Here is a 16,078-nt window from a genome sequence, read left to right as displayed (position 1 = left end):
AATGAAGTAGGCGGATAGCAAGTATATAGAAAGGAGAAAGGTAGAAAATATGAAGCAAGTATTGAAGTGTTTTAATGTCGTAACAATGATCACACTTCTTCTATCCATCATATTGCCTTCGCCCAGTGCTTTTGCTACAGAGATAAATAAAAAAAGCTGGGATGAGTTACAAGGAAATGATGTGAAAATTAAGGCAGATCAAGTGAATGCTGAAATGTATAAGGGAGAAGTAGCGGAGAGGGAGCACGTATTTCAATATAAGATTGAAAATACGGGAGATACACCAATCCGAGAATTAGTAATTAAACAAAATAATGACAATGGAATTGAGTTTCTTTCGCAATCTGTGAAAGTAAACGGAGAGAAGTTACTTGAAAATAAGGTAGCGGATTTCTATGTAGAGGAAAAAGATAATGGAGGAAAGGTTCTTTCTTCTAATCTTAAAATTCAAGATTTAAAATCACATGAAAAAATGACTGTATTAATAAAAGCTCGTCGTGCGCAACATTTTAATAAAGAGTATAAGCAAAAAATTAGTGTGCAAAAGGATCAACTACAAATAGGAAACATGTCTGTAGATGTTGAAGGGCTTCCTTCTGAAGAGAAGTTAGAAGCTAATACCGATGATGAGGCTGACAGTAGTAAGAAAGCTATCGGATCAACAACTGATTCAAAAACTAAAGAAGTGGATGGAAAATTAAAAGTATCTGTAGAAGATAAAAATACATCTGCACAAAAAACAGAAATAGAGAAGATAAAACAACCTGAGGCTGAGAAGCAACTAGAAAAAGAGAAAAAGCAATCACCTTTAGCAGTAAAGCAGAGTGATGCAGAAGTACAAGCTGCATCAGAAAATGCTTCGAAGGTTCAAATCCAAACAGGAGATAAACAAGGATTTGGAGACCCGTTGTATTCTACAATTGCTCCTGGTAATTTAGTACAGACTGGTAATGTGACGCTTGGTTTGACATCTGATCATTATGGCAGACAAAGTATGGGTTATAAAACGAATAAAATGACGGTTGATGTTGATAACGATGATAGTACTTTTAATTCGTCAACAGGTGCATTTCCTAACATTCCTGCTGGAAGTAAAGTGAAAAAGGCTTACTTATTCTGGACAGCAGCAATGGGGTTACCAGGAAATATCGCTGATAGAAAGGTTACCGAGGATCAAGTAAGGCAACCAGTCAAAATGAGAATGGGAAATAAAGAATATGCAGAGGTAACTGCTGATAGCATAAGAAAAGCTGATTATCTACCTTATATTTCTAATTACTCAGGTAGTGGCGCAGGATATGTAGCGTATGCAGATGTAACAAATATAATTGCACAGCAAGGTATTTCTCAAACGTTGACAGTTGCAAATGTGCCACAAATTAAAGATGTAACAGGTGGCGGCTATTACTGGGGTAACTGGAATCTTATATTAGTTTATGAAAACTATAAAGAAACAGTAAAAGACATGAAGATTTGGGAAGGGCTAGTCTCTCAAAAAAGTACAGCCTGGACAGATATTAGTGTTAATAAAATAAACACACCAAAAGAAGGCGCTTTTAAGGCGAAATTTAGTTATTTTTCATCGCAAGGTGATCCAGCTGATAATGATGGATATGCCTATGATTATGGAGAGTATGATTTTGGGTTAGGGTATCAAAAGTTTAAAAATATTAAAGGTAAAGATAATGATGTTAATGACTCATCTATGACAGAAGTACAAGTAGATGGCACTAACGAATTTGTTACGAAAAAATACCCAGGATATAATCCAGATTGGACAAATTCTTTCAGTACAGATATTCATACGTATCACCTTGAAGGACCCACTCAAGTAAAGAATGATTTGAAAGAAGGAAAAATGCGTTTTAGAGCATATGGTGGTGGCGGTGATATTTACGTATTAAACAACGCCACATTCGTTACAGAACATAATGCTCCAAACTTACAAGTTGATAAAAAGGCATTAGATAGTACCGGTAAAGAAGTTAAGGAAATTAAAGCTGGTGAAGAGTTTACGTATCAAATTGAAGTGAAAAATGATACGAAAAATAATCAAGCGCCGGTATCGAATGTAAAAGGTTTTGATAAATTAGATGACCGTTTAGAGTATGTTCCAGGGTCTATTCAATATGTTTCTGGAAGTAGTAAAGGAAATAAAACAGATGATGCAAGCGATGATGAAGCGGAGTTTGTAAATAATCAAATTGATTTCCGTGTTGGTGAAGGTGCTAATGCTAAAGACGGCGGTGTTTTAAAGCCTGGTGAAAGTACCGTTATTACATTCAAAGTAAAAGTGAAAGATTCTGTACAATCAGATACAACAGTAAAAAATGTCGTTGTTGTAAAGGGACAAGATAGTGCCGAGATAAAGTATGAAACTGAGGACGATGCAAATGTTACGGTTACTACCCTAAAAGAAGTTCCAGGGGAAATAGAGGCGAGAAAAATAGCTTCTAATAAAACACCGAAGTTAGGTGATGAGGTAGAGTATCGTATTACATTTAAAAATAAGACAAAAGATGGACGTCTAGATGTATTGACCATTGAAGACGAATTACCAAGTAGTCTTGAATACGTGAAAGATAGTTTGAAAGCTGAAGGTGTAAAACCAGAGCCAGTAGAGCTGAAGTTTGAAAATGGAAAAGTAATTGCAAAGTATCCAGAAATTATGGATATGGAAGAAAGAAGTATCGTCTTTAAAACAAAAGTAAAAGAAACTGCAAAAATTGGTGAAGAAATTGTTAATAAAGCAACCGTTAGAGATAAAACAAATCCACCAAAGAATCTAGAAGAGAAGATTACACCACAGCATAAGGCCGGTAAAATTGCTGCAAAGAAAAAAGCAACAAATAAGAAGCCGAAGCTAGGAGAAGAAGTTGAATATCAAATTAGCTTTAAAAATACGGTGGAAAACGGAAAACTAGATGCAGTTACAATAGAAGATGAAATTCCAGCTAACTTAGAATTTGTTCAAGGCAGTGAGAGAGCTGAAGGTACTGAACCAAATCCAGTAGAGTTAAAAGTAGAAAATGGTAAGATAATCGCAAAATATCCAGAGATTACGGATACAAAAGAGCGAAGCATCGCCTTTAAAGTGAAAGTAAAAGAAGAGGCAAAAGCGGGAGAAACGATTGTTAATAAAGCGGTTGTGAGTGAGCCAAATGGACAGTCTGAGCATCCAGAAGAAAAGATTACGCCGGATTATAAATACGGTAAAGTGGATGTAGAAAAAAACGTAACGAATCAAACACCAAAACTAGGAGAAGAAGTGGAATACCGAATTACATTTTATAATACGGTAGAAAACGGAAAACTAGAAACGGTGCTAGTAGAAGATACACTACCTAAAGGTGTTGAATACGTGAAAGATAGTTTGAAAGCTGAAGGTATAAAACCAGAGCCAGTAGAACTAAAAGTGGAAGATGGCAAAGTAATGGCCAAGTATCCAGAGATTATGGATACAGAAAAAAGAAGTATTGTTTTTAAAGTGAAAGTAAAAGATTCGGCAAAGGTAGGGGAGGCAATTGTAAATAAAGCAATTGCAAAAGATCCGAAAAATGAGCCTGTTGAATCGAAGGTTGTTATTACACCGCAAAGTAAAAAAGGTGAAATTGCTGCTACAAAGGTAGTTAATAATAAGAAGCCGAAGTTAGGTGAAGAAATCGAGTACCGCATTAGTTTTCATAATACGGTTGAGAACGGAAAACTAGAAACGGTGCGAGTGGAAGATACAATTCCAAAAGGTCTTGAATATGTAGAAAATAGCATCAAGGCCGAAGGAGAAGCACCTGAACCAGTAGAATTAGCTGTTGAAAATGGGATAGTCAAAGCTAAGTATATCGATATTATGGATATGAAAGAAAGAAGTATCGTCTTTAAAGTAAAGGTGAAGGAAGAAGTAAAAGTAGATAAAGAGATTGTCAATAAAGCAATTGTTGATGATACGAAAAATCCACCGATTGAACCGGAGGAAAGAATTACTCCGCAACATAAGGATGGAATAATTGATTCAAAGAAGACAGTAGATAATCCATCACCAAAACTAGGAGAAAAAGTAGAATACCGAATTAGCTTTAAGAACACGGTAGAAAACGGAAAACTAGAAAAGGTAATAATAGAGGATACAATTCCTAACGGTTTAGAGTATGTAAAAGGCAGCGAAAAGGCTGAAGGTGATAAACCAGCTCCATTAAAGTTAAGTGTGAAAGATGGAAAAGTTATTGCTGAATACGACAATATTACGGATATGAAAGAAAGAAGTATTGTCTTTAAGGTAAAGGTGAAGGAAGAAGCGGAAGTGGGGAAGGAAATCATCAATAAGGCAATTGTTGATGATATGAAAGATCCGAAAGAACCAGAAGCGAAAATTACACCATTACACAAAGATGGAAAAATTAAAGCGAAGAAAATCGTAAATAATGAAACACCGAAGTTAGGAGAAGAAGTAGAATACCGAATTAGTATGAAAAATACGGTAAAGAACGGAAAGCTAACAGACGTGACAGTAGAGGATACTTTACCAGAAGGTTTAGAGTATGTAGAAAATAGTTTGAAAGCAGAAGGTGCCGGAATAGATTCAGTAGAGCTGAAATTTGAAAACGGTAAAGTAATGGCAAAATATCCAGAAATTACGGATACAGAAGAAAGAAGTATCGTTTTTAAAGTGAAAGTAAAAGAAGAAGTAAAAGTCGGTAAAAAAATCATTAATAAAGCAACTATTGATGATTCGCAAAATAAGCCAGTTAATCCGACAGCGGAAATTACTCCTCAGTATAAAGATGGAAAACTTGAAGCAAAAAAGATAGTAAATAATGAAACGCCGAAGTTAGGAGAAGAAGTGGAATACCGAATTAGCTTTAAAAATACGGTAGAACATGGAAAGCTAACAGAGGTAAAAATAGAAGATGATTTACCAAATGGATTAGAGTATGTGAAAGATAGTTTAAAAGTAGAAGGTTCTAAGCCAGATCCAGTGGAATTAAAATTTGAAAACGGTAAGGTAATGGCAAAGTATCCTGAGATTACAGATACAAAAGAGAGAAGTATTACCTTTAAAGTGAAAGTAAAAGGTAAAGTGAGCGATTCAATTGTTAATGAAGCGATTGTGAGCGATACGAAACATCCGCCAGAAACACCGACAGCAGAAATTATTCCGCAACATAAAGACGGAAAAGTGAAAGCGAAGAAGACGGTAAATAATGAAACGCCGAAGTTAGGAGAAGAAGTAGAATACCGAATTAGTTTTAAAAACACGGTAGAAGACGGAAAACTAGCAGAGGTGAAAATAGAAGATACTTTACCAGAAGGTTTAGAGTATGTAGAAAACAGTGTGAAAGCAGAAGGTACTAAGCCGGATCCAGTAGAATTGAAAATGGAAAATGGTAAGGTAATGGCGAAGTATCCAGAGATTACGGACACAGAAGAAAGAAGTATCACTTTTAAAGTGAAAGTAAAGGAAGAAGTGAAAGTCGGTAAAAAAATCGTTAACAAAGCAATTGTTGATGATACGAAAAATGAACCAGAAACACCGACGGCAGAAATTACTCCGCAGCATAAAGACGGAAAAGTGGAAGCGAAGAAGACGGTAAATAATGAAACGCCGAAGTTAGGAGAAGAAGTAGAATACCGAATTAGTTTTAAAAACATGGTAGAAAACGGAAAGCTAGCAGAGGTAAAAATAGAAGACAATTTACCAAATGGATTAGAGTATGTGAAAGATAGTTTACGAGCGGAAGGTACTAAGCCGGATCCAGTAGAACTGAAAGTGAAAGATGGAAAAGTAATCGCCAAATATCCAGAGATTACGGATACAGAAGAAAGAAGTATCGTCTTTAAAGCGAAAGTAAAAGAAGAATTTAAAGTTGGTGAAGGCCTTGTCAATAAAGTAGTTGTTGATGATACAAAAGATCCAACAACTTCAGAAGTAACAATTACGCCAGAATCTAAAGACGGTAAGCTTAAAGCAGAGAAATTTGTAAACAATAAAAAAACGAAATTAGGAGAAGAAGTAGAATACCGAATTAGTTTTAAAAACACGGTAGAAAACGGAAAACTAGTAGAGGTTACAGTAGAAGATGAAATTCCAGCTGGATTAGAGTACGTGGAGAACAGTTTAAAAGCAGAAGGTACTAAACCAAGTCCGGTAGAATTGAAATTTGAAAACGGCAAGGTAATGGCAAAGTATCTAGAAATTACGGATACAAAAGAAAGAAGTATTATCTTTAAAGTGAGAGTAAAAGAAGAGGCAGAAGTAGGCAAGGAGATTGTTAATAAAGCAATCGTAGTAGATACAAAAAATGAGCCCGAAGAGCCTCATGTGGAAATTACTCCGCAATATAAAGATGGTAAAATTGCTGCGCAGAAAGTGGCGAATAATCATAAACCGAAACTAGGAGAAGAAGTAGAATACCGAATTAGTTTTAAAAACACGGTAGAAAACGGAAAACTAGCAGAGGTAAATATAAAGGATGCATTACCAAATGGTTTAGAGTATGTGGAAGGCAGTATCACGGCAGAAGGTTCTAAACCGAAACCAGTAGAGCTACATGTGAAAAATAATAAGGTAATGGCAAAGTATCCAGAAATTACAGATACAGAGGAAAGAAGCATTGTCTTTAAAGCGAAGGTAAAAGAAAGCGTAAAAGTGGGAGAAGAAATCGTAAATGAGGCAATTGTAGATGATACAAAGAATCTGCCAGAAGAGCCTTATGTACCGATTACACCACAATATAAAGATGGGAAAATTGAGGCAAGAAAAGAAGTAAGTAACCATGAACCGAAGTTAGGTGAGGAAATCGAATATCGAATTATTTTTAATAACACGGTGAAAGATGGAAAACTAGCAGAGGTAAAAATAGAAGATAAAATTCCAGCTGGATTAGAGTTTGTAGAAGGAAGCGAAAAAGCTGAAGGTGAAGAGCCAAAACCAGTGGAGTTGAAAGTAGAAAATGGTAAGGTAATGGCAAAGTATTCAGAGATTATGGATACGCAAGAAAGAAGTATTGTCTTTAAAGTGAAGGTAAAAGATTCGGTTACAATAGGGAAGGACATTACAAATAAAGCGATTATCCATGTTGATGATCCGAACCATCCAGTAATTGATCCGACAGCAAAAATTACACCACAATATAAAGATGGTAAAATTGCTGCTCATAAAAAGGTGAATAATCATAAACCGAAGCTAGGTGAAGAAATCGAATATCGAATTTCATTTAATAATACGGTGAAAGATGGAAAACTGGCAGAGGTTAAAATTGAGGATGAAATTCCGTTTGGTTTAGAGTATGTGAAAGATAGTCTAAAAGCAGAAGGTGATAAGCCGGCCCCAGTAGAGTTGAAAGAAGAAGCTGGTAAGGTTAGTGCGAAGTATGAAAATATCACTGACATGAAAGAAAGAAGCATTATCTTTAAAGTGAAGGTGAAAGATTCCGTTGAAGTGGACAAGGCAATTGTAAATAAAGCAATTGTTGATGATACAAAAAATCCACCAGAGCGACCAGAAGTAGATATTACACCGCAGCATAAAGATGGTAAATTTAAAGCTAATAAAAAGGTAAGTAAAAAAGATCCAAAGCTAGGAGAAGAAGTAGAGTACCGAATTAGTTTTAAAAATACGGTAGAAAATGGAAAACTAGCAGAAGTGAAAATTGAGGATCAACTACCAAATGGATTAGAGTATGTGAAGGATAGTTTAAAAGCAGAAGGTAATGAACCAAATCCGGTAGAGTTAAAAGAAGAAGCTGGAAAAATTACAGCGAAGTATGAAAATATTACTGATACAGCTGAGCGTAGCATTATCTTTAAGGTAAAAGTAACAGAAGCAGTAAAAGTCGGGAAGAAAATCGTGAATACGGCAATTGTGGATGATGATAATCCGAAGAATCCTCCGCAAAAACCAGAAGCGATTATTACACCGGAGTATAAGAATGGAAAAATAAAAGCTGAGAAAACAGTAAATAACCCAGCTCCAAAATTAGGAGAAGAAGTAGAGTATCGAATTACGTTCCGTAACGTAGTTGAGCACGGAAAATTAGCGAAGGTGAAAATTAAGGATGAATTACCAAACAGTTTAGAGTTTGTAGAAGGTAGCGAAAGAGCTGAGGGGGATAATCCAAAACCGTTGCATGTAAAAGTGAAAAACGGCATAGTACTCGCAGAATATCCAGAAATTACGGATACGAAAGAAAGAAGTATCGTCTTTAAAGCAAAAGTGAAAGAAAAAGCTAAAATTGGCGAAGCGATTGTGAATACGGCGGTTGTGGAAGATACTATAAATCCACCAGAGAAACCGAATGTCGCGATACAACCTCAACATAAAGAGGGTGTATTACAAGCTGAAAAGACAGTGAGTAACCATGAACCGAAGTTAGGAGAAGAAGTAGAATATCGAATTAGTTTTGAAAATACAGTAGAAAACGGCAAACTAACTGAGGTAAAAGTAGAGGACGAAATTCCAGCTGGTTTAGAATACGTACAGGATAGTATAAAGTCTGATGGGCCGGAACCAAATCCAGTAGAACTTAAAGTTGAGAATGGAAAAGTAACAGTAAAGTATCCAGAAATTACGGATACGAAAAAAAGAAGTATCATCTTTAAAGTGAAAGTACAAGAAACGGTACAAGAAGGAAAAGAAATTATAAACAAGGCGGTTGTGGATGATAATAATCCGACAAATCCACCAGTTGAGTCACTTATACCAATTACACCTCAATATAAAGATGGGAAACTAGAGGCAAGGAAAGAAGTAAGTAACCATGAACCAAAGCTAGGGGAAGAAATCGAATATCGAATTACTTTTAACGGCACAGTAGATGGCGGGAAGTTAGTTGATGTAAAGATTGAAGATGAAATTCCGTCTGGTTTAGAGTATGTGAAAGAAAGTCTGGAGGCCGTAGGTGATAAGCCTGTGCCAACAGAACTTAAAGTCGAGAATGGAAAAGTAACAGTGAAGTATCCAGAAATTACGGATACGAAAGAAAGAAGTATCATCTTTAAAGTAAAGGTAAAAGAATCAGTAAAAGTTGGAGAGGAAATAACAAATAAAGCGATCATTCATGTAGATGATCCAGATCATCCAGTTATGGAACCGACAGCGACAATAAAACCAGAATATAAAGATGGTAAGTTAAAAGCGACGAAGACAGTAAATAATAAAGAACCGAAGCTAGGAGAAGAAGTAGAATACCGAATTAGTTTCAAAAATACGGTAGAAAACGGCAAACTAGCAGAGGTAAAGGTAGAAGATGAAATTCCAGCCGGTTTAGAGTACGTGCAAGATAGCATTAGATTTGAAAGGGCTGAACCAAATCCAATAGAGTTAAAAATGGAGTTTGGAAAAGTAATAGCAAAGTATCTAGAAATTACAGATACGAAAGAACGTAGTATTATTTTTAAAGTGAAGGTAAAAGCAGCACCAAGTAAAGGGATAACAAATAGAGCGGTAGTGGACGATAAAATAAATCCACCACTTGAGCCTACAGTTACAATTTTACCGAAAACAAAAGAAGATCTTAAGATACCAGAAGAGCCGAAGGAACCAGAAGTGAAACCAGAAGAGCCGAAGGAACCAGAAGTGAAACCGGAAGAGCCGAAGGAACCAGAAGTGAAACCGGAAGAGCCGAAGGAACCAGAAGTGAAACCGGAGGAACCGAAAGAGCCGAAGGAACCAGAAGTGAAACCGGAGGAACCGAAAGATCTGAAGAAACCAGAAGTGAAACCGGAGAAACCGGAAGTAAGACTGGAAAAGTTAATTAAAGAACCGCAAGTAAAAGTAGAAAAAGAATTACCGAAAACAGGGGCAGCACATTCATGGATGATGTCAGTTGGTGCGGGAATTTCATTCTTAGTTGGCGGAGTATTATTCGTATTAGGTAGAAGAAGAAAACAATAATTTTTTAGACGAAAAGCACACTGAGTTCGATAGTTTATTGGACTCAGTGTGCTTTTATGTTATATAAAAGGAAAGCTCCTTCCACGTATGGAAGGAGCTTTATTTTTGCATATTAAAACATACTTGAGCTATGCATCGGTTGAAGTTTTGCATTTGGATCGAAGTAAGCTTTTGCATTGTTTACTGCTGTCGGTGCTTCGCCAAATCCACAAGCGATAAGTTTTACTTTTCCTTCATATGTACAAATGTCACCAGCAGCGTAAATGCCAGGAATATTTGTTTCCATTTTTGAATTTACAAGGATGCTGTTTTTTTGTATATCTAAGCCCCAGTTTTTAATTGGGCCAAGAGAAGAAACGAAGCCGTAGTTTACGATTACGTCATCAACATCGATGATAATTTTTTCCTCCGTTTTTACATGTTGAAGAACGACTTGTTCAATCTTGTCATCACCAATGAGTTCTACTGGAACGTATGGTGTACTTACTTCTGCACGAGAATTCATTAAGCTTTCTACGCTATGTTCATGCGCACGGAATTTATCACGACGATGAACGATTGTAACTTTTTCAGCAATCGGTTCTAACATCATTGTCCAGTCTACTGCTGAGTCGCCACCGCCAAATACTACGACGCGCTTACCAGCAAATTTATTCATATCATCAACGAAATAATGTAAGTTTTTCTTTTCGTATTTCGCTGTACCTTCTAATTCTAAGCGGCGTGGTTGGAAAGCACCATTGCCAGCAGTAATAATAACTGATTTAGAATAGTGAGTTTGCTTATTCGTAACAAGTTTAAATATACCGTCAGCTTGTTTCTCAAGCGTATCGACAGCTTCTTCTAAACAAACAGTTGGATCAAATTTCTTCATTTGCTCTTTTAAGTTATCAACTAATTCTTGTGCGCGCACTTTTGGAAATCCAGCCACATCATAAATGTATTTTTCAGGGTAGAGTGCGGATAATTGTCCGCCAAGTTGAGGTAAGCTTTCAATGATTTTTACACTTGCTTGTCTCATACCGCCATAAAATGCTGTGAACAGTCCCGTTGGACCACCACCAATAATTGTTATGTCGTAAACTTTTTGATTTTCTGCCACTTTCATTCCCCCTATAGATGGAATTTTGATATTGATTTCATATATTGTTCATATGTACACGAAAATCCTGCAAATGATGACACTTTCAAATAAATGATAGCATATTTGAGTTCATAATACTTCTGAAAACGACTGAATTGTGTGTAAGTTTTCGCATCGGTTCTTTTTTATTGTATAAAATATACAGAAAGGAAAATACATGAAAAAAAGGCTAAAAAACCCTTGAAAACGCTATGTTATTTTAAAATATTGATAATTCTCCAGACGCTTGAATTCTGGAATAAAACCGACTAATATAGGGAAGTATTATGTTAAATTTCTATGACAAAATTCGTACGATTTTTTGACTGCGTTTTGTTATGATATAGAATGTGATAAATTCCACATTCTTGACAAATAGAGTTTTTAGTACTTGGTATTATTTTTTATTACTATTATATAAAGAAAAGGGTTGTGATTTGGTGAAGACTCCAAAAATCGTAGTTTTAGGTGCAGGTTATGGCGGGATGATTACGACTGTTCGTCTGCAAAAAGCATTATCTGTAAATGAAGCTGAAATTACGCTAGTAAACAACAACAGCTATCACTACCAAGCGACTTGGTTACATGAGAGCGCAGCTGGTACATTACAAGATGAAAAAATCTGTCTAGATATTCAAGACGTTATTGATACAAATAAAGTGAACTTTGTACAAGACACAGTAGTAGAAATTAAAGCTGCTGAAAAACGCATTATCTTAAAAGATGGTGAGTTAGAGTATGATTACTTAGTAATTGGTCTTGGTTTCGAATCAGAAACATTCGGAATTACAGGATTAAAAGAGCATGCATTCTCAATCGCTAACATTAATGCAACTCGTGAAATTCGTGAGCATATGGAAGCTAGTTTCTCTAAATATGCAACTGAACAACGCGATGAGTTAGTAACAATCGTTGTTGGTGGTGCTGGATTTACTGGTATCGAGTACGTAGGTGAGCTTGCAAACCGTGTTCCTGAACTTTGCAAAGAGTATAATGTACCACGTGAAAAAGCACGTATCATCTGTGTAGAAGCTGCTCCAACAGCACTTCCAGGTTTCGATCCAGCGTTAGTAGAATACGCTGTAAAACAGCTTGAGAAAAAAGGTGTAGAATTCCGCATCGGTACAGCAATTAAAGAAGCAACTGAAGAAGGTATTATCGTTGCGAATGGCGATGACACTGAATTAATTAAGTCTGAAACAGTAGTTTGGGCTGCAGGTGTTCGTGGTAATGGTATTGTGGAAGAGTCTGGCTTTGAAGCAATGCGCGGACGTGTAAAAGTTGATGAGTACATGCACGCTCCAGGATACGAAGATGTATTCATGGTTGGTGACGCAGCGTTAATCATTAATGAAGAAATTAACCGTCCTTACCCACCAACAGCACAAATTGCAATTCAACAAGGTTACAATATTGCACACAACTTAACTGTATTAGTTCGTGGCAAGGGCGAAATGAAGAAATTCGCATTCGATAATAAAGGATCTGTATGTTCTTTAGGTCATGACGATGCAATGGGCGTTGTTATGGGTAAAAAGTTAACAGGTTGGAAAGCTTCCTTCATGAAGAAAGTAATCGATAACCGTTACCTATTCTTATTAGGTGGACCTTTATTAGTTCTTAAAAAAGGTAAATTAAAGTTCTTTTAATATATAGTAGAAAAAGCAGAAACGGCTAAGAGCTGTTTCTGCTTTTTTCATATTAAAAATATAGTATAATATATAAAAAAGAAAGAATATTCTGTCCGTTCTGATGGAGGAGGTTATTACATCATGGAGAAACGAGGGAAGGTATGGCTAGCCGTTAGTGGTTTAGTAGCTACAAAAGATGGTAGGTGGCTATTTGTTAAGAAGAAATACAGTGGATTAAAAGGGAAATGGTCTTTACCGGCTGGTTTTGTAAATGAAGGTGAGACGGTTGATGAAGCTGTGAAACGCGAAGTGTTAGAAGAGACAGGCATTGTTGCTCATGTGAAGGGGATTATTGGTGTTCGATCGGGTGTTATTCGTAATGAGATTAGTGATAATATGATTATTTTCCTTTTGGAACCTGAAGGAGAAAATATTATTGTACAGGAGAAAGAATTGTCTGAAGTGGCGTTCTTACATCCGGATAAGATTGTAGACGATCCGAATACGTCTGTGCTTATTAAATATTTGTTAGAAGGAAGATCAGAACTACATCTTGAAGTGGACAAAACATTAAATCCAGGTGAACCATTTGGTTATACAGCTTATCACGTATTTACGGCACGTGCGGAGGAGAGGGGAAAAGAGTGAGTATACCGGTACTACTTATTTCAATGATGTTATTCTTTATTTTGTTCTTTGGAATTGGATTTTTACTCAATATGATTTTGCGAGCTACTTGGGTAATGGTTATTGTGTATCCGATTGTTTGTATGCTTATTATTAATAAAGCGAGTATGTGGGATTATTTTTCAAAACCGAAAGAAGCATTTTCTTCATTTGGGACAAGTGTATCGCACTTAGGACAAGCAGACGTATTTATTCTATCTACTGGATTAGTAGGGGCTGCTTTAGCAGGAGTCGTAATCAAGAAACTTCGGAAAAGCGGATATCAAATGTTTTAATCTCCAATTAAGTTGGAGATTATTTTTTTGCATATTCCTTCATCGTATAGGGAATGATTAACGATGAAGGAGTGTGGAATATAAAAATGTTAAAACGATATTGTATTCGCATTATGATGACTTGTTTACTTGCAATTGCATTATGCGTAACATGGAATGCTTTCACAGGAGTTTCTTTATTAGAGATTGTAAAGATATATGAAGGAATGAGTGCAAAAGAAGTACATGCAGCAGAAGTTAAGAGAAATGTTGCTCCGAGTAAAGAAGTGATAAATGCTTTAGAGCAGGCAAACGACTGGTCTAAATATCGTTCAATTGAAATGACTGCAACAGGTTATACATCGGGGATTGAGTCAACTGGTAAGAGGCCAGGGCATCCAGAGTATGGTATTACATATTCAGGTGTCAAAGTGAAAAGGGATTTATATTCCACAATTGCTGCGGACTTACGCGTATTCCCGATTGGAACGATTCTCTTCGTGCCAGGTTACGGGTATGGTGTAGTAGCTGATAAGGGCGGTGCAATAAAAGGAAACCGTCTTGATCTATATTATGATACGGTGAAAGATGTTTATAGCCAATGGGGTAAGAAAAAAGTAAATGTGTACGTAGTAAAAGTAGGAAATGGTAAGTTTACAGAAGAAGAGTTAACGATGTTAAATCAAGACGAAACGATGCAAGTGTTTCGTGGTCAATATTTAAAACAAAGATAGTCTAGTCGTAATTACGCTAGACTTTTTTTCTTGGCTTATTTCATGATAGAGGAGATTTTGGATCTGCGATTTTACACGCCATATAACTGTAGTTAGAATTATCGCATTTTATCGAAAATAAAGTTATAATGGTGGTAGAGAAATTTAGGGGGTCTGAACATGTTTCAAGTACAAAAAGAATTAGCAGGTCATGAAGCGGTAATTGTTGCTTTATTTGAAGAAGAGAAAATGAGTAGTTTTGTACAAGAACTGGACAAAGCGTTTGAAGGGCAATTACAAGTTTTACTAGAAGAGAAAGAATTATCTACGAAGAAAAAGGCCATTTCGAAAGTACATAGCTTAGGGAAAACAAATGTGAAACGTTATTACTTTGTTGGTTTAGGAAAGAAAGAATCTTACACGACAGAAACGTTACGTGCGGCTCTTGGTAAGGCGTTTAAAACACTGCAAGCAGCAAAAGTACGAGATGCAGCAATCTTACTTGATTCTTTCGTAACAGAGAAATTAGACGCGATTGATGTCGCTCATATTGCGGCAGAGGTACAAGGCCTTGGTACATATGAGTTACAAACGTATAAATCAGATAAAAAGGATCGTGTAGAGTTAGAGAAGTTCACGGCTATTACAGCGGAAGATGCACAAGAAATTGAAGCAGCATTAACAGTTGGCTACGTACATGGACGTGCAACAAATTCAGCTCGTACACTTGTAAATATGCCGCCAAACGTATTAACAGCGACAAAGCTTGCTGAGTATGCTGTTGAATTAGCGGAGAAATATGATATGGACTATAAAGTTCTTGAGAAAGAAGAGATGGAAGACCTTGGTATGGGTGCGTTACTTGCAGTAAACCAAGGTAGTGTAGAGCCACCAAAAATGATTGCTCTTATTTATAAAGGAAAAGAAGAGTGGACAGATGTCATTGGGTTCGTTGGAAAAGGTATTACATACGATACTGGTGGTTATTCTTTAAAACCACGTGAAGGCATGGTTGGTATGAAAGGTGATATGGGCGGTGCAGCTGCTGTATTAGGTGCGATGGAAATTATCGGTGAACTTCGCCCAGAACAAAATGTGATCGCTGTTATTCCTTCAACTGATAACGTTGTAAGTGGTACGGCATTTAAGCCAGACGATGTAATCACATCTATGAGCGGAAAAACAATTGAAGTATTAAATACGGATGCAGAAGGTCGTCTAGCTTTAGCTGACGGTATTACGTATGCGAAAAAACTTGGTGCAAACTACCTTGTTGATGTTGCAACATTAACAGGCGGTGTAATTGTTGCACTTGGAAACTATACGACAGGCGCAATGACAAATAATGAAGAGTTATTTGAGCAAGTGCTAGAGGCTTCTATGGAAACAGATGAGCCAATTTGGCAACTACCGATTTTTGATCGTGATAAAGAACGTGTGAGAAACAGTAAGTTTGCTGATTTAAATAACTCACCAGGCCGTGAAGGACATGCGGTTATGGCAGGTACATTCTTAGGCGAATTCGCTGAAGATACACCATGGGTACACTTAGATATCGCTGGAACATCAGAAACAAAAGGTGCGCACGACTTAGGTCCAGCTGGAGCAACTGGCGCAATGGTACGTACACTTGCAACACTTGTGGAGCGTTTTGGAGAAGAATAAGAGTATAAGTGAAGACTGTTCCGATATTTTGGAACAGTCTTCTTTTTTATAGGTTTGTTTATCCCACTATTTGCCGGGTAGTAAGACCCATAACTCAAAATTCAGCGAAAGGAAAG

General features: G+C 36.6%; 7 protein-coding genes. 6 read left to right on the top strand and 1 reads right to left on the bottom strand.

Features of this window, described 5'->3' with window-relative positions; translation table 11 throughout:
• The first annotated feature begins 49 nt into the window (after positions 1 to 49).
• Complete coding sequence (locus DN407_RS24425) at positions 50 to 9,889, top strand: isopeptide-forming domain-containing fimbrial protein (RefSeq protein ID WP_149216678.1); 9,840 nt, start codon at positions 50 to 52, stop codon at positions 9,887 to 9,889.
• 112 nt (positions 9,890 to 10,001) lie between these two features.
• Here DN407_RS24425 and DN407_RS24420 read toward each other — a convergent pair whose 3' ends face one another.
• The gene (locus DN407_RS24420; protein ID WP_000829788.1) at positions 10,002 to 10,991 is read right to left on the bottom strand and encodes an NAD(P)/FAD-dependent oxidoreductase; all 990 of its coding nucleotides are present in this window, start codon (positions 10,989 to 10,991) and stop codon (positions 10,002 to 10,004) included.
• A gap of 461 nt (positions 10,992 to 11,452) precedes the next feature.
• Between DN407_RS24420 and DN407_RS24415 the strand changes: the two genes are divergently transcribed.
• From DN407_RS24415 to pepA, 5 genes are all read left to right on the top strand, one after another.
• Complete coding sequence (locus DN407_RS24415; protein ID WP_000856612.1) at positions 11,453 to 12,661, top strand: NAD(P)/FAD-dependent oxidoreductase; 1,209 nt, start codon at positions 11,453 to 11,455, stop codon at positions 12,659 to 12,661.
• 123 nt (positions 12,662 to 12,784) lie between these two features.
• Positions 12,785 to 13,291: an NUDIX hydrolase gene (locus DN407_RS24410; protein ID WP_000415320.1), complete on the top strand. Its 507-nt coding sequence runs from the start codon at positions 12,785 to 12,787 to the stop codon at positions 13,289 to 13,291.
• Positions 13,288 to 13,605: a YuiB family protein gene (locus tag DN407_RS24405; protein ID WP_000027011.1), complete on the top strand. Its 318-nt coding sequence runs from the start codon at positions 13,288 to 13,290 to the stop codon at positions 13,603 to 13,605. Before DN407_RS24410 ends, DN407_RS24405 begins: the two co-directional genes overlap by 4 nt.
• An 86-nt stretch (positions 13,606 to 13,691) precedes the next feature.
• Complete coding sequence (locus DN407_RS24400; protein WP_000920098.1) at positions 13,692 to 14,318, top strand: 3D domain-containing protein; 627 nt, start codon at positions 13,692 to 13,694, stop codon at positions 14,316 to 14,318.
• Positions 14,319 to 14,477: 159 nt separating this feature from the next.
• Complete coding sequence (pepA, locus tag DN407_RS24395) at positions 14,478 to 15,962, top strand: cytosol aminopeptidase (protein WP_000487949.1); 1,485 nt, start codon at positions 14,478 to 14,480, stop codon at positions 15,960 to 15,962.
• Positions 15,963 to 16,078 lie beyond the last annotated feature (116 nt).

The sequence above is a fragment of the Bacillus sp. JAS24-2 genome, from assembly GCF_008274905.1.
Classification (GTDB): domain Bacteria; phylum Bacillota; class Bacilli; order Bacillales; family Bacillaceae_G; genus Bacillus_A; species Bacillus_A cereus.
The sequence above is the reverse complement of the archived record's forward strand: the minus strand, read 5'-3'. Positions and strand labels throughout refer to the sequence as shown.

Excerpts from the sequence above, each read along its gene's own strand:
- DN407_RS24425 (WP_149216678.1), top strand. The coding sequence starts at position 50 with ATGAAGCAAGTATTGAAGTGTTTTAATGTCGTAACAATGATCACACTT.
- DN407_RS24410 (WP_000415320.1), top strand. The coding sequence starts at position 12,785 with ATGGAGAAACGAGGGAAGGTATGGCTAGCCGTTAGTGGTTTAGTAGCT.
- DN407_RS24400 (WP_000920098.1), top strand. The coding sequence starts at position 13,692 with ATGTTAAAACGATATTGTATTCGCATTATGATGACTTGTTTACTTGCA.
- pepA (WP_000487949.1), top strand. The coding sequence starts at position 14,478 with ATGTTTCAAGTACAAAAAGAATTAGCAGGTCATGAAGCGGTAATTGTT.